14 protein-coding genes and 1 riboswitch are annotated in these 20,699 nt (G+C 73.8%); of the genes, 8 read left to right on the top strand and 6 right to left on the bottom strand.

Translation table 11 applies throughout. The annotated features are described in order from the left end of the window. From OG937_23475 to OG937_23465, 3 genes are all read left to right on the top strand, one after another. A complete protein-coding gene (locus OG937_23475; protein WUD74444.1) occupies nt 1–2,082 on the top strand; it encodes a putative Ig domain-containing protein in 2,082 nt (693 codons plus the stop codon). 92 nt (nt 2,083–2,174) lie between these two features. Then, nucleotides 2,175–2,648 (top strand): hypothetical protein, encoded by a 474-nt coding sequence (locus OG937_23470; GenBank protein ID WUD74443.1) that lies wholly within the window; start codon nt 2,175–2,177, stop codon nt 2,646–2,648. 256 nt (nt 2,649–2,904) lie between these two features. Then, a complete protein-coding gene (locus tag OG937_23465) occupies nt 2,905–4,581 on the top strand; it encodes an Ig-like domain repeat protein (protein ID WUD74442.1) in 1,677 nt (558 codons plus the stop codon). 85 nt (nt 4,582–4,666) lie between these two features. On the opposite strand, the gene OG937_23460 is transcribed toward OG937_23465, so the two are convergent. The 5 genes from OG937_23460 to OG937_23440 all read right to left on the bottom strand — a co-directional run bounded on the left by OG937_23460 (nt 4,667) and on the right by OG937_23440 (nt 10,632). After that, the gene (locus OG937_23460) at nt 4,667–5,365 is read right to left on the bottom strand and encodes a cyclase family protein (GenBank protein ID WUD74441.1); all 699 of its coding nucleotides are present in this window, start codon (nt 5,363–5,365) and stop codon (nt 4,667–4,669) included. Then, nucleotides 5,362–6,939: a cytosine permease gene (locus OG937_23455; GenBank protein ID WUD74440.1), complete on the bottom strand. Its 1,578-nt coding sequence runs from the start codon at nt 6,937–6,939 to the stop codon at nt 5,362–5,364. The genes OG937_23460 and OG937_23455 overlap by 4 nt, the downstream gene beginning before the upstream one ends. A 201-nt stretch (nt 6,940–7,140) precedes the next feature. Continuing rightward, the gene (ppk2, locus tag OG937_23450) at nt 7,141–8,037 is read right to left on the bottom strand and encodes a polyphosphate kinase 2 (GenBank protein WUD74439.1); all 897 of its coding nucleotides are present in this window, start codon (nt 8,035–8,037) and stop codon (nt 7,141–7,143) included. A gap of 485 nt (nt 8,038–8,522) precedes the next feature. Continuing rightward, nucleotides 8,523–10,052, bottom strand: a complete 1,530-nt coding sequence (locus OG937_23445) for a substrate-binding domain-containing protein (protein WUD74438.1) — start codon at nt 10,050–10,052, stop codon at nt 8,523–8,525. Between the two features lie 115 nt (nt 10,053–10,167). Further along, a complete protein-coding gene (locus OG937_23440; GenBank protein WUD74437.1) occupies nt 10,168–10,632 on the bottom strand; it encodes a DUF4442 domain-containing protein in 465 nt (154 codons plus the stop codon). 234 nt (nt 10,633–10,866) lie between these two features. On the opposite strand from OG937_23440, the gene OG937_23435 reads away from it, so the two are divergent. Both OG937_23435 and OG937_23430 read left to right on the top strand, forming a co-directional pair. Next, a complete protein-coding gene (locus tag OG937_23435) occupies nt 10,867–11,595 on the top strand; it encodes a DUF4142 domain-containing protein (GenBank protein ID WUD74436.1) in 729 nt (242 codons plus the stop codon). A gap of 231 nt (nt 11,596–11,826) precedes the next feature. Continuing rightward, nucleotides 11,827–13,275: an FG-GAP-like repeat-containing protein gene (locus tag OG937_23430; protein WUD74435.1), complete on the top strand. Its 1,449-nt coding sequence runs from the start codon at nt 11,827–11,829 to the stop codon at nt 13,273–13,275. Nucleotides 13,276–13,343: 68 nt separating this feature from the next. Here OG937_23430 and cobN read toward each other — a convergent pair whose 3' ends face one another. Further along, nucleotides 13,344–16,970 carry a cobaltochelatase subunit CobN gene (cobN, locus tag OG937_23425; protein ID WUD74434.1) on the bottom strand — a complete coding sequence of 1,209 codons (3,627 nt, stop codon included), beginning with the start codon at nt 16,968–16,970 and terminating at the stop codon, nt 13,344–13,346. Between the two features lie 52 nt (nt 16,971–17,022). After that, nucleotides 17,023–17,108, bottom strand: a riboswitch (cobalamin riboswitch). A gap of 127 nt (nt 17,109–17,235) precedes the next feature. Here cobN and cobG point away from each other — a divergent pair. From cobG to OG937_23410, 3 genes are read left to right on the top strand one after another with little or no spacing between them, the layout of a single operon-like run. Beyond that, nucleotides 17,236–18,570: a precorrin-3B synthase gene (gene cobG, locus OG937_23420; GenBank protein ID WUD74433.1), complete on the top strand. Its 1,335-nt coding sequence runs from the start codon at nt 17,236–17,238 to the stop codon at nt 18,568–18,570. Next, nucleotides 18,567–19,199: a precorrin-8X methylmutase gene (locus OG937_23415; GenBank protein ID WUD74432.1), complete on the top strand. Its 633-nt coding sequence runs from the start codon at nt 18,567–18,569 to the stop codon at nt 19,197–19,199. Before cobG ends, OG937_23415 begins: the two co-directional genes overlap by 4 nt. Then, a complete protein-coding gene (locus OG937_23410; protein ID WUD74431.1) occupies nt 19,196–20,692 on the top strand; it encodes a precorrin-2 C(20)-methyltransferase in 1,497 nt (498 codons plus the stop codon). Before OG937_23415 ends, OG937_23410 begins: the two co-directional genes overlap by 4 nt. Nucleotides 20,693–20,699: the final 7 nt, after the last annotated feature.

Raw genomic sequence — 20,699 nt, 5'->3', positions numbered from 1 at the left:
GTGCACCCCTCTGCACACCGACCCGCACAGCCGCTGAGGCGACTGAGAAGGACACTGACCGCGGCCCTGCCCGCGCTCGCCCTGGCCGTCACCGGCCTGCTCGCCGCGGGACCGGCCGCCCAGGCCGCCGCCCCCCACACCCCCACCGCCCGGGACACGCAGAACGCCCGGGCCCTGCAGTCCCCCGCGGCCCAGACCGTGCACCCCACCGGCACGGCGGGCGCCGCCGTACCGACCAAGCACCTGTGCGGCGCACCGGCCGCAGGCGACTTCGGCTGCCTCGCGCAGCGCCGCACCGACATCGCGATGAAGCGCGACGACACGCTCTCGCCCCAGGCCACCCCGTCCGGTCTGGGCCCGGCCAACCTGCACAGCGCCTACAACCTGCCCGCCACCGGCGGCTCCGGCCTGACCGTGGCCGTCGTCGACGCCTACGACGACCCCAACGCCGCCACCGACCTGGCCACCTACCGCTCCCAGTACGGTCTTTCGGCCTGCACCGTCGCGAGCGGCTGCTTCCGCAAGGTGAGCCAGACCGGCAGCACCACCAGCCTCCCCACGCCGGACAGCGGCTGGGCCGGGGAGATCGCCCTCGACCTCGACATGGTCAGCGCCGCCTGCCCGAGCTGCAACATCCTGCTGGTCGAGGCGGACTCCGCGAGCATGGAGGACCTCGGCGCGGCCGTGAACGAGGCCGTGGCGCTCGGCGCGAAGTTCGTCTCCAACAGCTACGGCGGCGACGAGGAGTCCGCCGACCCGTCGTACGACAGCGCCTACTTCAACCACCCCGGCGTCGCCATCACCGTCTCCGCGGGCGACTCCGGCTACGGCGCCGAGTACCCCGCCGCCTCCCGCTACGTGACCGCCGTCGGCGGCACCTCCCTGACCACCGCGTCCACCACCCGCGGCTGGTCCGAGAAGGTCTGGGGCACCAGCGCGGGCGGCGACGGCACCGGCTCCGGCTGCTCCGCGTACGACGCCAAGCCCAGCTGGCAGACCGACACCGGCTGCGCCAAGCGCACCGTCGCCGACGTCTCCGCCGTCGCCGACCCGGCCACCGGTGTGGCCGTCTACGACACCTACGGCGGCTCCGGCTGGGCGGTCTACGGCGGCACCAGCGCCTCCGCGCCGCTCATCGCGGGTGTGTACGCCCTGGCCGGCGCCCCGGCCTCCGGCACCAACCCGGCGTCGTACCCCTACGCCCACACCGCCAACCTCTACGACGTGACCAGCGGCGCCAACGGCGGCTGCTCCGGCTCGTACCTGTGCACCGGCAAGGCCGGCTACGACGGCCCGACCGGCCTCGGCACCCCGAACGGCGTGACCGCCTTCAAGAACGGCACCGGCAGCGGCAACACGGTCACCGTCACCGGCCCCGGCAGCCAGACCGCCACCGTCGGCACCGCGAAGAGCCTGCAGATCTCGGCCACCGACAGCGCCGGGGCCGCGCTCACCTACAGCGCGAGCGGCCTGCCCACGGGGCTCGGCATCAACGCCTCGACCGGCCTGATCTCCGGCACCCCCACGGCCGCGGGCACCTACCAGACCACCGTCACCGCCACCGACGGCACCGGCGCCTCCGGCTCCGCGTCCTTCGGCTGGACCGTCTCCCCGGCCGGCGGCGGCACCTGCACCACGGCCCAGCTGCTCGGCAACCCGGACTTCGAGTCCGGCAGCACCTCGTGGACGTCGTCCAGCGGCGTCATCACCAGCGACAGCGGCGAGGCCGCCCACGGCGGCACGTACAAGGCCTGGCTGGACGGCTACGGCTCCACCCACACCGACACGCTCTCCCAGACGGTGAGCGTCCCGAGCGGCTGCCGTGCCACGCTGACCTTCTGGCTGCACGTCGACACCGCCGAGACGACCACCACCACCGCCTACGACAAGCTGACCCTGACCGCCGGGTCCACCACGCTGGCGACCTGGTCCAACCTCGACAAGGGCACCGGGTACACCCAGAAGACCTTCGACCTGTCCTCCTTCGCCGGCTCCAGCGTCACCCTGAAGTTCACCGGCAGCGAGGACTCCTCCCTCCAGACCGGCTTCGTGGTCGACGACACCGCCCTGACCGCGGCCTGACCCCGCCTCCCCGCGGGAAGGGTCCCGGCCGCCACCAGGCGGCCGGGACCCTTTTGCGCCTGGAACACGTCAAAGAGGAAAGGAGGCCATCCATGCGTCATACGACAGCCGCGGTCCTCGCGGCGACCGCACTCCTGCTGACCGGCTGCGGCACGCAGTCCGGCGGCCCGGCGGACGGCGACCGGAGCAGCGCCCCGGGCGCCACCGGCAGCGCCGGTTCCGGGGCGGGCTCGGGAGGGGCCTGCGCGGCAGAGGCCGCGCTCACCGCCGCGGACACCGGCCGCACCGTCTGCGTCACCGCGGGCGGCACCGTCCGCGTCACCCTCGACGGCACGCCGGACCGCCCGTGGTCCCCCGTCACCAGCGAGGGCGGCGCCCTCACCCCCACCAACGCGGGCATCGGCGCCCCCCGCGGCGACACCATCGCCGCCTACCGCGCCACCGCCCCCGGCACGGCGCGGCTCAACGCCACCCAGCCGCTGTGCGCCACACCCACCGCCCCGGACCAGGTGGCCTGCCTGGGACTTCGGGAGTGGACCGTCACCGTGCGGGTCGCCGACCACTGAACACGCCTTCCCCGCAAGGAGGTTGTACGGAGCCGGGCATCGAATCGGCCACGGTATCCCCACCGCCGGGCGAAGCGGCGGTAACGGATCGGCACGGGCCGACAATGCAGTGGCCCGCTGTCAGAGGCATGACGTAGCGTTCCCTCTTGCCGCCGACGAAGGCGCGCCGGGCCCCACCACGGGAGTCCGCGCCCCGCGGCGCACCCATGTCTCGCCGGAGGACCTCCGGCCCACCGCCTGCCTGGGGGGAACCAGCTTGCGCACCCGCCACCTCGCGGGCGGGACGGCTCTGTCCGTCCTGCTCGCCACCGCGTCCCTGCTCGGGGTCACGGCAACGCCGGCCGCGGCCGACAGCGCCACCGCCGTCGCGACCGCCGAGGACACCGCCAACGTCACCGAGGCCGCGACCACCCTCACCGTCAACGCCCCTGCCACGACGCTGCCCGGCGCCGAGATCACGGTCACCGGCACCCTCGGCTCGACCGAACCCTTCACGGCCGGCACCCAGGTCACCGTCACCCGCACGGACGCCACCGACACGACCGGGACCCTGCTCGGCAACGCGACCGTCGCCGAGGACGGCACCTTCCAGATCAAGGACACCCCGGCCGCCCAGGGCGACAACACCTACACGGTCACCTACGCGGGCGACGCCACCCACGCAGCCGCCACCGCCGCGGCCACCGTCAACGTCACCGTGGCCGCGACCACGCTCAGCGTGAACGCCCCCACCTCGGCGCTGCCCGGCGCCGTGGTCACGGTCACCGGCACCCTCGGCTCGACCGAATCGTTCGCGGCCGGCACCCAGGTCACCGTCACCCGTACCGACAGCCGCAGCACGACCGGCACCCCGCTGGCCAACGCGACCGTCGCGGGCGACGGCACCTTCCAGATCAAGGACACCCCGGCCGCCCAGGGCGACAACACCTACACGGTCACCTACGCGGGCGACGCCACGCACGCAGCCGCCACGGCCAAGGACACCGTCAACGTCACGCGGGCGGCGACCACCCTCACCGTGAACGCCCCCACGTCGGCCAAGCGGGCCACGAAGATCACGGTCAGCGGCAAGCTCACGGCCGCCGCGCCCTTCCCGGCCGGTACCAAGGTCACGGTGACCCGGACCGACCTCACCACCCCGAAGGGCAAGTCGCTCGGCACCAAGACGGTCGCGTCGGGCGGCACGTTCAGCTTCACGGACACCCCGTACACCGGCGGCACCGTCACCTACTCCGCGCACTACGCGGGCGACGCCACGCACGTCGCCGCCCTGGGCAAGGACAGCGTCGCGGTCTCCCGAGCGGCCACCTCGGTCAGCGTCAAGACCAACCACTCGACCTACTCCTACGGTTCGACCGCCACCGTCACCGGTCACCTCGGCAAGACCGGCAAGAGCCGTGTGCTGTCGATCTACGCCAAGGCGTCGGACGGCACGAAGAAGCTGGTGAAGACCGGCAAGGTCAACTCCTCCGGCGACTTCAAGGTCACCTACAAGGTCACCCGGAACACCACGTTCTGGGCTTCGTTCGGCGGTGACTTCTCCTACGCGCCGAAGTCGGTGTCCCGTTCGATCGGCACGCAGGTCAAGGTCTCCACGTCCGTCTCCCGGCACTACAAGACGGGGAAGATCGGCTCGACCACGTACTACTGGTTCCACAAGAACACCGACCCGCTGCTCACGACGTCGATGACCTACCACGCGGGCCGCTCGCAGCGGTTCGAGCTGCAGGTCTACTACCAGGGCCGCTGGTACTCCGCGGGCACCGAGTACTTCCAGCTGGGGACCGACGGCAAGTGCCGCGTGCAGCTGGGGGCCCCGGGCGAGGCCGGGATCCGGGCCCGCATGCGCTCCTCGTACATCAAGGGCAGCTCGGGCGACAGCCTGAACGCCACCACCTACGGCTCGTGGAAGTACCTGTACTTCACCAAGTGACGCCGTCCGGCGGACGCACACGGGTACGACGCACACGGGCGAGGCCGCCCCGGAACCTCCGGGGCGGCCTCGCCCGCGTCGCGGGTCAGCCGTGGACGCGGGCGACGGCGCGGACCGGGGCGCCGTCCGCGGCGGGGAGCCGGAGGGGGAAGAGGGCGACGTCGACCGCGCGGCCCTCGGCCAGGGCGGCCAGGACCGGAGCCAGGTTGGTGAGGTTCTCCGCGATGACGCCGCCCGCCCCGCACAGCACGCGGTGGGCGGGGAGGGAGTAATCCGGGTCCGGGTCGCCTGGATCGGGCGTCGGGTCGACGCTGAGGGCGTCGACGGCCACCGTGCGGATCCCGGCGTCCACCACCGCCCGCGCCGCCTCCGGGGTGAGCCAGGGGTGGGCCGCGTAGCGGTCGGTGCCCCAGTGGGCGGACCAGCCGGTGGCCAGCAGCAGCACCGAGCCCGGGCGGGCCGCCGCCAGCGCGGGGGCCAGCGCCCCGGGCGTGATGGCCGCCCGCGGGGCGAGACCCCGCACGTCGGCGGCGACGGCCGGTCCCGCGAAGCGGTCCAGCGGCAGCTCGTCCAGGGCGGGCCAGGCGTCGTCCACGTGGAAGGGGGCGTCGACGTGCGTGCCGGACTGGGAGCCCAGGTGCAGCCGCAGCACGTTCACCCCGTCCTCGGCGGCCCGGAGGGCGGGAGCGACCTCGACCTCGGGGTCGCCGGGGTACACCGGCATGCCGGTCACCACGGGCACGGACAGGTCCACCCACCCCGGGCCACCGGCGGCCACGCTCATGCCTCCGCTCCGGCGAGGGCGGCCCGGTCCGCGTCGTCCGCACCGGGCCCGGTGATCGGCGGCACGGGGGTGTCGGCGGTGCGGACCAGCCGGGCGCCCTCGGGCCCGTACGCGCCGCGCGGCTCGGGGAACGTCGCCAGCAGGCCGAGGTAGAGCACCGCGGCGGTGACCAGGGAGAGCGGCAGGCTGATGTCGACGCCGCCCGCGAGGTCGCCCAGCGGGCCGACGAACTGGCCGGGGATGTTGGTGAAGACGACGCCGAGCGCGGCGGAGACCCACCACGCGGTCATGCCGCGCCAGTTCCAGCCGTGGGCGAACCAGTACCGGCCGCCGCGCTGGCGGCGGTTGAAGACCTGCAGCGCATCGGGGTCGTACCAGCCGCGGCGGGTGAGGAAGCCCAGCATCATCACCACCATCCACGGGGTGGTGCAGGTGATGATGATCGTGGCGAAGGTCGAGATGCTCTGCACCAGGTCCAGGCCGAACCGGCCGATGAAGATGAACGAGATCGACACCACGCCGACCAGCAGCGTCGCCTGCACCCGGGACAGCCGCGGGAAGACGCTGGAGAAGTCCAGGCCGGTGCCGTAGAGCGAGGTCGTGCCGGTGGACATGCCGCCGATCAGGGCCAGCAGGCAGACCGGCAGGAAGTACCAGCCCGGCGAGATCGCCAGCAGGCCGCCGACGAAGTCCGGGGCGGCCGGATCGACGTACTTCGGGGCCTTCGCGGCGATGATGCTGGCCGTGGCCAGGCCGAAGAGGAACGGCAGCAGCGTCGCGATCTGGGAGAGGAAGGCGGCCCCGACCACGCGGCGGCGCGGGGTGTCCGCCGGGATGTAGCGCGACCAGTCGCCGAGGAACGCGCCGAAGGACACCGGGTTCGACAGCACGATCAGCGCGGCGCCGACGAAGGACGGCCAGAACAGGGCCTGGGTGTCGGGGGAGGCGCCGTCGGTGAAGACACCCGCGTACGAGGGGTCGAAGTCGCCCGCGAAGGCGAAGGCGCCGACCAGGAAGAGCACGGTCGCGGCGGCGACGGCGATCTTGTTGACGAAGAGCATGAAGCGGAAGCCGTACACGCACACGACCAGCACCAGACCCGCGAAGAGCGCGTAGGCGACGCAGTACGACAGCGTGGTGCGCGGCAGACCCAGCAGACGGTGCGCGCCGCCGACGAGGGCGTCGCCGGAGCTCCACACGGAGATGGAGAAGAAAGCGACCGCGGTGAGCAGCGACAGGAACGAGCCCACGATCCGGCCGTGCACGCCCAGGTGCGCGGAGGAGGCGACGGCGTTGTTGGTGCCGTTGACCGGGCCGAACACGGCCATCGGCGCGAGGATCAGGGCGCCGGCGACCACGCCGAGCAGCGTCGCGGCCAGGCCCTGCCAGAAGGAGAGCCCGAACAGGATCGGGAAGGCGCCCAGCACGCAGGTGGAGAAGGTGTTGGCCCCGCCGAACGCGACCCTGAACAGGTCCAGGGGGCGGGCGGTGCGGTCGGCGTCGGGGATGCGCTCGACGCCGTACGTCTCGACCTCGGTGAGCGAGGGCGGCGCGGGGGTGGGGGTGTCGGCCAAAGCGGGCTCCTGGGGTCGCGCGGGGGCGTACGGGGGTGGGAGCACGACCGCGGGGGTGGGCGGGCGCAGGGGATCACCCCAGGTCCAGGGCTGGATGTGGACGGTAGTCCCGGCGCGCGGGCCGCCACCAGAGGATGATCCGTCCCGATCAGGAGCCGGGAATGGACGGATCATCCACCACGCCCGCGCCGGGGCGAAGGCTCAGGCCTCGCCGGCCTCGAGCAGGTTCGCGGCGGCACCGACGATCCTCGGGTCGGGCACGCCCACGACCTCCTCGTCCTTGTCGCCGTAGTCGAAGCGGCCCAGCACGGTGCGCATCGCCTCCACGCGGGCCCGCTTCTTGTCGTTGCTCTTCACCACCGTCCAGGGCGCCTGCTCGGTGTCGGTCTCCCGGAACATCGTGACCTTGGCCTCGGTGTAGTCGTCCCACCGGTCCAGGGAGGCCAGGTCCATCGGGCTGAGCTTCCACTGCCGCACCGGGTCGACCTGGCGGATCGTGAAGCGGGTCCGCTGCTCGTCGCGCGACACGGAGAACCAGAACTTCACCAGGTCGATGCCGTCGTCCACGAGCATCCGCTCGAAGGCGGGTGCCTGCCGCATGAACCGCTGGTACTCGTCCTCCGTGCAGAAGCCCATGACCCGCTCCACGCCGGCCCGGTTGTACCAGGACCGGTCGAAGAGCACGATCTCCCCCGCGGTCGGCAGGTGCTCCACGTACCGCTGGAAGTACCACTGCCCGCGCTCACGCTCGGTCGGCTTCTCCAGCGCCACCACCCGCGCCCCGCGCGGGTTCAGGTGCTCGGTGAACCGCTTGATCGTCCCGCCCTTGCCGGCCGCGTCGCGCCCCTCGAAGACGATCACCAGCCGCCGGCCGGTCTCCTTGATCCAGCTCTGCAGCTTCAGCAGCTCTATCTGCTGCAGCCGCTTGTGCCACTCGTACTCCTTGCGCTCCATGCGGAAGGAGTACGGGTAGTTCTCGCGCCACGTCTCGACCGGGCTGCCGTCCGGCCGGATCAGCACGGGGTCGTCCTGGTCGGTGTAGTCGACCTGCATCCCGGCGAGCAGATCCAGGTCCGCGGGGTGCGGGAGCGTCGTCATGCCGCCTCTCACCTCCGGGTCCGCGGGAACGGGCGTACGCCTTTCCCACCGTAACGCCGCCCCCTGCCACCCCGCCCCACGCCCCGGCGAACCCCACATGACGTACACCGGTCCATCTCCCGTGCCCCGGCGTGCTTCAAGATCACACGATGGGGGTGAAGCGGCGCCCCGGCCACAACCACGGCCGTGGGCACCACCCCCGTCTCGGCCCTCGAGTACGGCGTCGGCGGTGCCACCGTGAAGATCCCCATCGGCTGCACGTTGCCTTCGCGGCCGCCCTCACACGCGGCTTCTGCAACTGGCACATCGACTTCACGTACGCCGACACCAGCAACCGCACGTCCCGGACGTCCCCGGGGAAGGCGCACGCCGGGTGCACGATCGACCCCCTGCGCAACAACGCCCCACAGCCCCTGCCCCTCTTCGGCAAGGCCTGCGCCCATCTGGTCGTCAACGGCACCCGGTGGGTCTCGCGGTGCCCTACGTCAGCGGCGGCAGCGTTCCAGGCCTTCGGGGCTGTAGCAGGGGAGGTGGCCGTGGGACTTGACGACGTCCTGGCCGGCGCCGCGGATCATGTAGGTGAGGAAGCTCGCGGCGAGCGAGCCCGTGGCGGGGCGGTCGTAGGTGTAGGCGTACTCGATCTCCGTGAAGGGGTAGCTGCTGTCACCGATGGCGGCAGGGGTGGGGGTGCGGCCGTTGATGCTCAGGGTGTGCAGGCCCTGGGAGGCCGTGGCGGCGCGCAGTTCGCCGTAGCCGATGGCGCCGGGGAGGCGGGCGACGGTCTTGAGGACCTGTTCCGTGCTGTCCAGCTCGCAGCGGATGGCCTTGTCCTCGGGGGAGTTGCGGGTGCGGCAGTCGCGCGAGGTGAAGGCGGGCTCGCCGTGGCCGCCGAGGATGTGGCGGCGGAACAGGTCGCGGGTGCCGGAGTCGGCGTTGCGGCTGACGAGGAGGACGGGCAGGTCGGGGCCGCCCAGTTGCCTCCAGTTGACGACGGACCCGCTGTACACGCGACGTATCTGCTCGACGGTCAGGTCCCGGACCGGGACGTCGTCGTTGACGACCAGCGCGAAGGCGGAGACGGCGACGCGGTTCTCCTCCAGGCGCGGCTCGCCGTCCGGCTTGGGGCCGTCGGAGAGGGCGACGACGCCGGAGGCCCCGGTGTCGGCGAGTTCACGGACGCCCTCGTTGCTGCCGTGCGCGTCGACCGTGATCCTCGCGTCGGGGCAGTCCTCGGCGTAGCGGCGGGCGAGTTCGTCCATGACCGGGGCGAAGGCCGTGGAGCCGGTGACGGTGAGCCGTCCGGCGGCGCAGCCGATGGGCGGCGGCGGGTCCTCGCGGACGACGATGATGCCGGCCAGGACGGTCACGCAGAGGGTGAGCAGGATGGTGATCCACCGGGCGGCCCGGCTGAACAGCGGTGGTTTGGCGTCCACCGGCATGGCCTTGTTGGGGACCACCACGCCGTCGCGGACGCCGCCGGTGACCCGGACGCCGCCGCCGACGTGGCCGCCGGTGAGCAGCACGAGCAGCTTGAAGTGCTGGCCCCGGTTGAGGGGGACCCGGGGCAGGTGGATCACGTTGCCCTGGTGCCGTACGCCGCCGGTGTCCCCCGCGGGGGCGAAGTGGTCCATCAGCGGCCCGGCGTCGGCCTCGGTGACGGCCACGCCCCGGACCGTGCGGCCCGCGAAGACGACGGTGAGCGCGCGGTCCGGGTCGCGGTTGGTGTAGTCGGTGTCGGTGACGGCCTCGCCGCCGTCGTTCTCGACCCGGATCAGGACGAGCGTGGCGTCCGACATGTCGGGGAGGTCGTTGAAGAGCCCGAGCCGTACGCTGCGGCCGCCGCCCCCGCCGTCGGGGTCGTCGCTGCCGATGGGGGTGTCCATCTGGACGCGGTAGCCGATGCGCCGCCGGCGCGGGACGCGGCGCTCGTACCAGACCACGCCGACGGAGACCACCAGACCGAGCAGCGCGGTCAGCACCGCCACCACGTTGTCGGCGCTCAGCCAGTCGCCCACCTCTCGCCCCGCTCCCCGGTGATCTCTCCTGCAGTGCGGTCACCGTACGGCGCCGCCGGGGCCCCGGCGGCGCCTTCCCTGTCCTGCCGTCAGATGTTCGCCGGGCGTTTCCCGGTCAGGCGCGGCGGACCCGGCGGACGCTCCAGTCGAAGCCCCCGCGGCACACCACGGTGTCCGTCGCGTCCCTGATCTCCGCGACCGTCGCCAGCCGTGCCCGGTCGCCGTCCCCGGACAGCACGCCCCGCAGCGTGCGCCGCGCGGACTCGCCCAGCGCGCAGGAGGCCACCAGCCGGCCGCGTGCCGGGGCCAGGAACTCCACCGTCGCGGCGGCCCCGAGCGGCACCACGCCGTCGAACTCCCCGGGGGCCTCGACCGCGCCGATCACCGCGGCCAGGCCCGCCGCGTCGAGCAGGGCGATCAGCCCGCTGGAGTGCAGGCTGCCGATCACGTTGGTCAGCCCGTGCGGGGTGTCCAGCGCCACCTCGGCGGCGCAGTCCCCGGCCCGCAGCACCTGGATCCCGGCGGTCCGGTGGGCCGGTACCGGTTCCAGTAGGGAACGTGCCAGCGCGGTGGCGTCCATGCGCCCAGGCTCGCGCCGCCGGCCGACGTCCGCGTTACGGGGAACCGTCGCCCCGCCCAAGACCGGGGGGAGACATGCCCCGCGCCGCCCCGGGCACTTTCCGTTGCACAGGCGAAAGTTTGCACCGTACCAACAACCACCGCCCGCGCTCAGGGAAACCGCGCAGGAGTACCGCCGCGCCGCGACGGGCCCTACGGTCCGGAAGCGCGTACGAATCCCGACCCAGGAGGCGCCATGAAGGCCAACCGGTTCACGGCGGGGACCGCCCTGGTCACCGGAGCGCTGGTGTGCACGATCGCCGCGCTCGTGTACCCGGCGATGTCCGGGGCGAACGTCGCGGCGTCCTCCCCCGAGGTGCAGGCGGTGACCACCCCGTACGGGCCGCTGACCCCCCTCGACCGGGAATTCGTCGTCAAGGTGCGGCTCGCCGGGCTGTGGGAGTTCCCCGCCGGGCAGATGGCGGAGCAGAAGGGCACCACGCAGGCGGTCAAGACCGCCGGGCGGCACCTCATCGACGGGCACACCGCACTGGACAGCGCCGACCGCACGGTGGCCGCGCAGCTCGGCATACCGCTGCCCAACCAGCCCACGCCGCAGCAGATGGGCTTCCTCGGCACCCTGTCCTCCGCCTCCGGGGGCGACTTCGACAGCAAGCTCGCCAACATCCTGCGGCTGACCCACGGCCAGATCTTCAACACGATCGCCAAGGTCCGCTCCACGACCATGAACAGCCTCGTGCGGCAGCTGGCCGACCAGGCCAACGACACCGTGCTGGACCACATCACCGTCATGGAGCGGACCGGGCTGGTGGACTTCCCGACGATCGTCGCGCAGACCACCGCCAGTCCGACCACGGACCCCAAGGACCTGATCGCGCCGACACCCGTCCCGGGCGAGCCGACGCTCGTCGTCAACCCCTCGGCCGCGCCGCCCTCGCCCTCGGCGGCGCCGACCATCGGGTGACGCCATCACCGCGGCCCGCGGGCGCACCTCGCACCGCGCATCCCGCACCGCGCACCTCGAAAATCACACGAGAAACTTCCCGCTCCCCCGCAACCTCCCCGTGCCGCCGCGAGTCTGGGATACGCCAACGCGACACTGCGCCCCGGTGAACACCGGGGGAACAGGGCGCGCAGCACACCACAGACCGTGGGCGCCCCCCAGGTGCCCCCGCATGCACAGGAGAACAGCCGCATGCACCAGCGCATACGCATCACCCTCGCGGCCACCGCCGCGGCCGCCCTCACCGGCGGCCTGCTGGCGATGTCGACGGGCACCGCCTCCGCGACCGGCACCGGCCACAAGGCCGACTTCAACGGCGACGGCTACGCCGACGTCGCCTTCTCCGCCGGAGACGCCTACGTCAACGGCAAGAAGGGCGCCGGCCAGATCGTCGCCATGTACGGCTCGGCCTCCGGCCTCTCCGCGACCCACCGCAAGACCGTCAGCCAGAACACCGCCGGCGTGCCCGGCTCCGCCGAGACCGGGGACGCCTTCGGCTGGACGAGTGCCGGCGGCGACTTCAACGCGGACGGTTACACCGACCTCGCCGTCGGCTCCTCCCGCGAGGACCTCACCGCCGGCGCCGACAGCGGCACCGTCACCGTCCTCTGGGGCTCGGCCGGCGGCCTGACCGGCGGCACCAACATCGCCGACCCCGCCCCCGCCAAGGGCCACCGCTGGGGCAAGGCGCTCGCCGCCGGCGACTTCGACGGCGACGGCAAGGACGACCTGGCCATCGGCTCGTCCTCGAGCAGCGTCTACGTGTACAAGGGCGGGATCACCAGCAGCGGTTACGGAGGCCGCTACACGGTCAAGGCCCCGATCCACTCGGGCAGCGACGCCGGCCCGCTCAACCTCACCGCGGGCGAGGTCAACGGCGACGGCAGGGTCGATCTCGTCGTCGACGGTTACGAGACCACCAGCGCGCACGGCTGGAACGCCAACTACTACGTCCCGGGCTCCGCGTCCGGTCTCGTCGCCTCGGCCGCGGTGAAGCTCCAGGCGGGCGTCATCACCGCGATCGGCGACGTCAACGGCGACTCCTACGGCGACATCGTGATCGGCGTCGACTGGGACGCCACCTCCGGCGTCCCCGGATCGGTCAAGGGCGGCAAGGTCCGGATCATCTACGGCAACGCCTCGGGCCCGGGCAGCGCCACCTCCATCAGCCAGGAGACGGGGAACGTGCCGGGCGGCTCGGAGACCGGCGACAGCTTCGGCCTGGAGCTGCACCTCGGCGACGTCAACGGCGACGGCTTCCAGGACCTGGCGGTGGGCGCCCCGGGCGAGGACCTCGGCGTGTACAAGGACGCCGGCACCGTCACCGTCCTCTACGGCTCGCCCAACGGCCTCAACACCACCAGCGGCACCCAGCTCTTCTCCCAGGACACCGCCGGGGTCCCGGGCGGCAACGAGAACTACGACGGCTTCGGCACCGAGGTCCACCTCGACGACGTCAACGGTGACGGCAAGGCCGACCTGACCGTCGACGCCATCGGGGAGAACGGTGGCGACGGCAACGTCACCGTGCTGCTCTCCAACGGCTCGAAGATCGCCACGACCGGCGCCAAGGCCTTCTCCGGCACGCTCGGCGTCTCCCTGACCGGCTCTCCCCGAGTGGGCGCGAACTTCGCCAACTGAGACCCGTCCACGGCGCCCTGGGCCCGCCGTCCCCTCCGGGAGGCGGGCCCGAGGCGTGTCCGGGGCCGTCAGGCCGTGTCGGCCTGGGGCCCGCCCTCCAGGTCGCCCTCGGTCTCCAGGAAGGCCTGCCGCAACTGCGCGACGACCTCCGGGTCCGGCTCGGCCCACATGCCGCGCGACTCCGCCTCCAGCAGCCGCTCCGCCATGCCGTGCAGCGCCCAGGGGTTGGCCTCCTGGAGAAAGGCGCGGTTCTCCGGGTCCAGGACGTAGGTGCGGGCGAGCTTGTCGTACATCCAGTCGGCGACGACACCGGTCGTGGCGTCGTAGCCGAAGAGGTAGTCGACGGTGGCGGCCAGTTCGAAGGCGCCCTTGTAGCCGTGCCGCCGCATCGCCTCGATCCAGCGGGGGTTGACGACCCGGGCGCGGAAGACCCGGGAGGTCTCCTCGGCCAGGGAGCGGGTGCGCACCGTCTCCGGGCGGGTGGAGTCGCCGATGTACGCCTCGGGGGAACGGCCGGTCAGCGCGCGGACGGTGGCGACCATGCCGCCGTGGTACTGGTAGTAGTCGTCGGAGTCGGCGATGTCGTGCTCGCGGGTGTCGGTGTTCTTCGCGGCCACCGCGATCCGCCGGTAGGCGGTCTCCATCTCCTCGCGGGCCGGGCGCCCGTCCAGGCCGCGCCCGTAGGCGTACCCGCCCCAGACCGTGTAGACCTCGGCGAGGTCGGCGTCGCTGCGCCAGTCGCGGCTGTCGATCAGCTGCAGCAGACCCGCCCCGTACGTCCCCGGCCGGGAGCCGAAGATGCGGGTGGTCGCGCGCCGTTCGTCGCCGTGCGCGGCGAGGTCGGCGCGGGTGTGGGCGCGCACGAAGTTGACCTCGTCCGGCTCGTCCAGGCCCGCGGCCAGCCGCACCGCGTCGTCCAGCAGGCCCACGACGTGCGGGAACGCGTCCCGGAAGAAGCCGCTGATGCGCAGGGTGACGTCGACGCGCGGGCGGCCCAGCTCCTTCGCGGGAACGGCCTCGACGCCGGTGACACGGCGGGACGCGTCGTCCCACACCGGCCGTACGCCGAGCAGCGCCAGCGCCTCGGCGACGTCGTCGCCCGCGGTGCGCATCGCGCTGGTGCCCCACAGCGACAGGCCCACCGACTGCGGCCAGGTGCCGTCGTTGTCCTCCCGGTACCGGGCCAGGAGGGAGTCCGCGAGGGCCTGGCCGGTCTCCCAGGCGAGCCTGCTGGGCACGGCCTTGGGGTCTACGGAGTAGAAGTTGCGGCCGGTCGGCAGCACGTTGACCAGGCCGCGCAGCGGCGAGCCGGACGGGCCTGCGGGCACGAAGCCGCCGTTCAGGGCGTGCACGACGGCCTCGGTCTCGTCCGTCGTACGGGCCAGCCGCGGCACGACCTGCCGGGCGGCGAAGTCCAGCACGCGGGCGACGTCCTCGGGCAGGCCCCCCGCGACCTCGGCGACGGCTTCCGGCGCCCAGTCCGCGTCCTCCATGGCCTGCACCAGCGCGCGGGCCTGCTCCTCGGCCGCGTCCGCTGTCACGCGGGTGGCCGCGGACTCGTCCAGGCCCAGGGCCTCCCGCAGCCCCGGCAGCGCGGCCGTACCGCCCCAGATCTGCCGGGCGCGCAGGATGGCCAGCACCAGGTTGACCCGCCCGGCTCCGCTGGGGGCCTGGCCCAGCACGTGCAGGCCGTCGCGGATCTGGGCGTCCTTGATCTCGCAGAGCCAGCCGTCGACGTGGAGCAGGAAGTCGTCGAACTCGGCGTCGTGCGGCCGGTCCTCCAGGCCCAGGTCGTGGTCGAGCTTGGCGGCCTGGATCAGCGTCCAGATCTGCGCGCGGACGGCGGGCAGCTTGGCCGGGTCCATGGAGGCGATCGCGGCGTGCTCGTCGAGCAGTTGCTCCAGACGCGCGATGTCGCCGTAGGAGTCCGCGCGGGCCATCGGAGGGACCAGGTGGTCGACGAGGGTGGCGTGCGCGCGGCGCTTGGCCTGGGTGCCCTCGCCGGGGTCGTTGACGAGGAACGGGTAGATCAGCGGCAGGTCGCCGAGGGCCGCGTCGGGACCGCAGGCGGCGGACAGGGCCGCGTTCTTGCCGGGCAGCCACTCCAGGTTGCCGTGCTTGCCCAGGTGGATCATCGCGTCGGCGCCGAAGCCGCCGTCGGCCTGCGCGGTGGCGATCCAGCGGTACGCGGCGAGGTAGTGGTGGGAGGGCGGCAGGTCCGGGTCGTGGTAGATCGCGATCGGGTTCTCGCCGAAGCCGCGCGGCGGCTGGATGAGGATCAGCAGGTTGCCGCGGCGCAGCGCGGCCAGCACGATGTCGCCCTCGGGATTGGCGCTGGTGTCGACGAACATCGAGCCGGGCGGCGGTCCCCAGTGCTCCGTGACCGCGTCCCGCAGCTCCCCCGGCAGCGCGGCGAACCAGCGGCGGTAGTCGGCGGCAGGGATGCGCACCGGGTTGGCGGCCAGCTGCTCCTCGGTCAGCCACTCCTGGTCGTGGCCGCCCGCGTCGATCAGGGCCCGGATCAGCTCGTCGCCGTCACCGGAGACCAGGCCCGGGATCTCCTGCCCGGGCCCGAAGTCCCAGCCCTCGGCGCGCAGCCGGCGCAGCAGCGCGACCGCGCTGGCGGGGGTGTCGAGGCCCACCGCGTTGCCGATGCGGGAGTGCTTGGTCGGGTACGCGGACAGCACGAGCGCCAGACGGCGCTCCGCGACCGGGATGTGCCGAAGCCGTGCGTGGCGGACGGCGATCCCCGCGACGCGGGCGGCGCGCTCGGCGTCGGCGGCGTAGACCGGCAGGCCGTCCTCGTCGACCTCCTTGAAGGAGAACGGGACGGTGATCAGCCGGCCGTCGAACTCGGGGACGGCGACCTGCGTCGCGGCGTCCATCGGGGACAGGCCCTCGTCGCTGCCCTCCCACGTCCCACGGGAGGAGGTCAGGCAGAGCGCCTGCAGCACCGGCACGTCCAGCGAGGCGAGCGCACCCGCGTCCCAGGCCTCCTCGTCGCCGCCCGCGGAGGCGTCGGCCGGGCGGGTGCCGCCGGCCGCGAGCACCGTGGTGACGACGGCGTCCACACCGCGCAGGGCGTCGAGCAGTTCGGGCTCGGGCGCGCGCAACGAGGCCACGTACAGCGGGAGCGCCCGGGCGCCGGCCTGCTCGATCGCGGTGCAGAGGACCTCCACGAAGGCGGTGTTGCCGCTCATGTGGTGGGCCCGGTAGTAGAGGACGGCGACCAGCGGGCCGTCGGTGACGGTTGCGGCGCGCCCCAGCCTGCCCCAGGAGGGGGCGGAGGCGGGGGGTTCGAAGCCGTGGCCGGTGAGCAGCACCGTGTCGGACAGGAAGCGGGCCAGCTGCTCCAGGTTGGCCGGGCCGCCGTGCGCGAGGTACGCGTGGGCCTCGGCCGCGATGCCGACGGGCACGGTGGACAGCTCCATCAGCTGTGCGTCCGGGGCCTGTTCACCGGTGAGCACGACCACCGGCCGGGGCCCCGCGAGCAGCGCGTCCAGGCCCTCCTCCCAGGCGCGGCGTCCGCCGAGGAGCCGTACGACGACCAGGTCGGCGCCGTCGAGGAGGCCGGGCAGGTCGTCCTGCCCCAGCCGGGCGGGGTTGGCGAAGCGGAACGGGACGGCACCGCCCGCGGCGTTCGCGGCGCGGGCGCTGAGCAGGTCGGTGTCGGAGGTCGACAGCAGCAGGATCACGTCAGGCGTGCCTTCCTCGGGGTCCGCGCCCCGGGCCGGTGGAGGACGGCGGGAGTTCCTGGCTCCCGGGGCCCGGCGTTCGCACGCCGGCCCCCGGTGACAGTGGCGGGACCGCACCGGAATCGCACCGGTTTCCTCCGCTGATGCCGTCGATGGCGTGGGCGCGGCTGGGTGACCTGCCCGCGCAGCATAGTAAGCGCTGGGCCGCTCGCACGGGCCCCGCGGCCCGTACGTCCCCGAGTACCCCGCGGGTATGCTCGCGGCCATGCCGTCGCCCTCCGATCCCCCCGTGAGCGGCGCCTTCGCCGCAGCGACGGCGGGGCGCGGACGCGACGACGCCTGCCCCGGCGCGCTGCGGCTGCACGCCGCCGACGACGGTGCGCTGGCCCGGATCCGCATCCCCGGCGGCCTGCTGACGATACGTCAGGCAGACGCGCCGGCGGCCGCCGCGGACCGCCTCGGCGACGGCCGCATCGACCTCACCTCCCGCGGGAACCTGCAGGTGCGCGGACTGCGCGACCCCGGCGCGGGGGCGGAATTGGCGGCGCTCCTCGGTGCGGCGGAACTGCTGCCCTCGGGGGCCCACGAACGGGCCCGCAACGTCGTCGCCTCGCCGCTCGCCGGGCTCGACGGCCGCGGCCACGGCGACCTGCGGGGCTGGATACGCGAGTTGGACGCCCTGCTGTGCGCCTCACCGGCCGCCGCGGGGCTCTCCGGCCGCTTCCTCTTCGCCCTCGACGACGGCCGCGGTGACACCGCCGCGCTCGGCGCCGATGTGACATTGATCGCGCGGTCCGGCACCGCCACGGCCGAACTCCGCATCGCCGGACGGCCCGTCGCCCGGGTACCGGCCGGCGACGCGCCGCGCTGGGCGGTGCGCGCCGCGGAGACCTTCCTCACCCTCGCCGCCGAACGCGGCGCCCGTGCCTGGCGCGTCACCGACATCGACCCGGACGGCGCCGCCCTCGCCGTGCTGCTGCACGCGGCGGGCGCCCCTCCCGCGGGCCCCTCGGACGCCACCGCGGGCGGCCCGCCCCGGCTCGGTCTCGTCCCGCACCCGGACGGAACCACCTGCGCGCTGTCCGTGGGCGTACGCCTCGGGCGGCTCACCACCGGGGCCTGGCGGCTCCTCGCGGAGACGGCACGTTCCGGCGAAGGCGAGCTGCGGGTCACGCCCTGGCGCGGCGTCGTCCTCCCGGGCCTCCCGGCAGGAACCGCCGAAGAGGCGCTGGAGCGCCTGGCCGCGGCCGGGTTCCTGACCGGCGAGGACTCCCCGTGGCGCGGGGTGACCGCCTGCGCCGGGCGGCCCGGGTGCGCCAAGTCGCTGGCGGACGTGCGCGCCGACGCCGGGGCCGCGCTGCGCGACGCCGCCCCCGAACCGGCACACCGCCTGCTGCCCGTGCACTTCTCCGGCTGCGAACGCCGCTGCGGCCACCCGGACGGCTCGTGGGTCGACGTGGTCGCCGGCGCCGACGGCCGCTACCGCGTCGCCGTGGCCGGCGCCGTCCCCGCCGAACCCGCCGACGTCACCGCGGACCTGCCCGCCGCCCTGCACACCGCCCGCCGCGCCAGCACCCCACCACCCCCGAGGACGACGTGATCGCGTACGAGAAGGACGGACCGGAGATCTACCGTCAGTCCTTTGCCATCATCCGCGCCGAGGCGGAACTCGACGGCCTGCCACCGGACGTGGCGCAGGTCGCCGTCCGCATGATCCACGCCTGCGGCATGACCGACCTCGTACGGGACCTGGCCTACAGCCCCTCGGTGGTCGCGGACGCGCGCGCCGCGCTGCGCGCCGGGGCACCGATCCTCTGCGACGTGCAGATGGTCGCCAGCGGCGTGACCCGCAAGCGGCTGCCCGCGGACAACGAGGTGGTCTGCACCCTCTCCGACCCCGCCGTCCCGGCGCTCGCCGCCGAACTCGGCACCACGCGCAGCGCCGCCGCGATGGAACTGTGGCGGGACCGGCTGGAGGGCGCCGTCGTCGCCGTCGGCAACGCCCCGACCTCACTGTTCCGGCTGCTGGAGATGATCGAGGCGGGCGCACCGCGCCCCGCGGCGGTCATCGGCGTGCCCGTCGGCTTCGTCGGCGCCGCCGAGTCCAAGGACGCCCTGGCCGCGCACCCCTCGCGCCTGGAGCACCTGGTGGTGCGGGGACGGCGCGGCGGCAGCGCCCTGGCGGCCGCCGCCCTCAACGCCCTTGCGACCGAAAGCGAAATCCTATGACCACCGGCCGCCTCTACGGAGTGGGCCTCGGCCCCGGCGACCCCTCCCTGATGACCGTGCGGGCCGTGGAGGTCATCCGCTCCGCCGACGTCATCGCGTACCACTGCGCCCGGCACGGCCGCAGCATCGCCCGCTCGATCGCCGCGGCGCACATCCGCCCCGAGCAGATCGAGGAGCGGTTGATGTACCCCATCACGACGGAGACCACCGACCATCCGGGCGGCTACCGGGGCGCGTTGGACGACTTCTACGCCGAGTCCGCCGAACTGCTCGCCGCGCACCTGGACGCGGGGCGCACGGTCGCCGTGCTCGCCGAGGGCGACCCGCTCTTCTACGGCTCGTACATGCACATGCACAAGCGGCTCGCCGACCGCTACCCGGCCGAGGTGATCCCCGGCGTCACCTCCGTCAGCGCGGCCGCCGCCCGCATCGGGCGGCCCCTGGTGGAGGGCGAGGAAGTCCTGACGATCCTCCCCGGCACGCTGCCGGAGGAGGAACTGGCGGCCCGGCTCGCGACCGCCGACGCGGCGGCCGTGATGAAGCTCGGCCGCACCTTCCCCGCCGTGCGCCGGGCCCTGGAGACCGCCGGACGGCTGGCGGACGCGCACTACGTCGAGCGGGCCACGATGGACGCCGAGCGCCTGGAGATGCTGGCCGACGTCGACCCGGAGTCGGTGCCCTACTTCGCCGTCGCCGTGCTGCCCAGCCGCGTCGACGAACGGCCCGCCCCCGACCCGTCCCCGGCGGACGGCGAGGTCGTGGTCGTCGGGCTCGGCCCGGCCGGCCCGATGTGGCTGACGCCGGAGGCGAGGTCCGCGCTCGCCGGGGCGGACGAACTCGTCGGCTACACCGCCTACATGGACCGCGTCCCGGTCCGCCCCGGGCAGTCGCGGCACGCCTCCGACAACCGCGTCGAGGCCGAACGCGCCGAGTTCGCCCTCGACCTCGCCCGGCGAGGGCGGAAGGTCGCCGTGGTGTCCTCGGGCGACCCGGGCGTCTTCGCCATGGCCACGGCCGTGCTGGAGGCCGCCTCCGCCGATCCCTACCTCGGCGTCCGCGTACGGGTCGTGCCCGGCATCACCGCCGCCCAGTCGGCCGCGGCGCTCGCGGGGGCGCCCCTCGGTCACGACTACGCGGTCGTGTCGCTGTCGGACCGGCTCAAGCCCTGGACGGTCGTCGAGGAACGGCTGCGCGCCGCCACCGCCGCCGACCTCGTGCTCGCGCTCTACAACCCGGCCTCCCACAGCCGCAGGACGCAACTGGAGACCGCGCTGAAGGTGCTCCGGGAGGGGCGTGTGCCGGGGACGCCCGTGGTCGTCGCGCGGGACGTCGGCGGACCCGAGCAGGCCGTACGGGTCACGACGCTGGAGGACCTGGACCCGGCGACCGTCGACATGCGGTGCGTGCTGCTCGTCGGCTCGTCGCAGACCAGGGCGGTGCGGCGCGGCGACGGCACCACGGTGGTGTGGACGCCGCGGCGCTACCCGGCCTGACGCCCGG

The organism is Streptomyces sp. NBC_00510 (assembly GCA_036013505.1).
Lineage (GTDB): Bacteria > Actinomycetota > Actinomycetes > Streptomycetales > Streptomycetaceae > Actinacidiphila.
Note: the sequence above shows the minus strand (reverse complement) of the source record. Positions and strands in the feature narration are given on the sequence as shown.

Excerpts from the sequence above, each read along its gene's own strand:
- OG937_23410 (WUD74431.1), top strand. The coding sequence starts at position 19,196 with ATGACCACCGGCCGCCTCTACGGAGTGGGCCTCGGCCCCGGCGACCCC.
- OG937_23430 (WUD74435.1), top strand. The coding sequence starts at position 11,827 with ATGCACCAGCGCATACGCATCACCCTCGCGGCCACCGCCGCGGCCGCC.
- OG937_23440 (WUD74437.1), bottom strand. The coding sequence starts at position 10,632 with ATGGACGCCACCGCGCTGGCACGTTCCCTACTGGAACCGGTACCGGCC.
- OG937_23470 (WUD74443.1), top strand. The coding sequence starts at position 2,175 with ATGCGTCATACGACAGCCGCGGTCCTCGCGGCGACCGCACTCCTGCTG.
- OG937_23435 (WUD74436.1), top strand. The coding sequence starts at position 10,867 with ATGAAGGCCAACCGGTTCACGGCGGGGACCGCCCTGGTCACCGGAGCG.
- ppk2 (WUD74439.1), bottom strand. The coding sequence starts at position 8,037 with ATGACGACGCTCCCGCACCCCGCGGACCTGGATCTGCTCGCCGGGATG.
- OG937_23460 (WUD74441.1), bottom strand. The coding sequence starts at position 5,365 with ATGAGCGTGGCCGCCGGTGGCCCGGGGTGGGTGGACCTGTCCGTGCCC.
- cobG (WUD74433.1), top strand. The coding sequence starts at position 17,236 with ATGCCGTCGCCCTCCGATCCCCCCGTGAGCGGCGCCTTCGCCGCAGCG.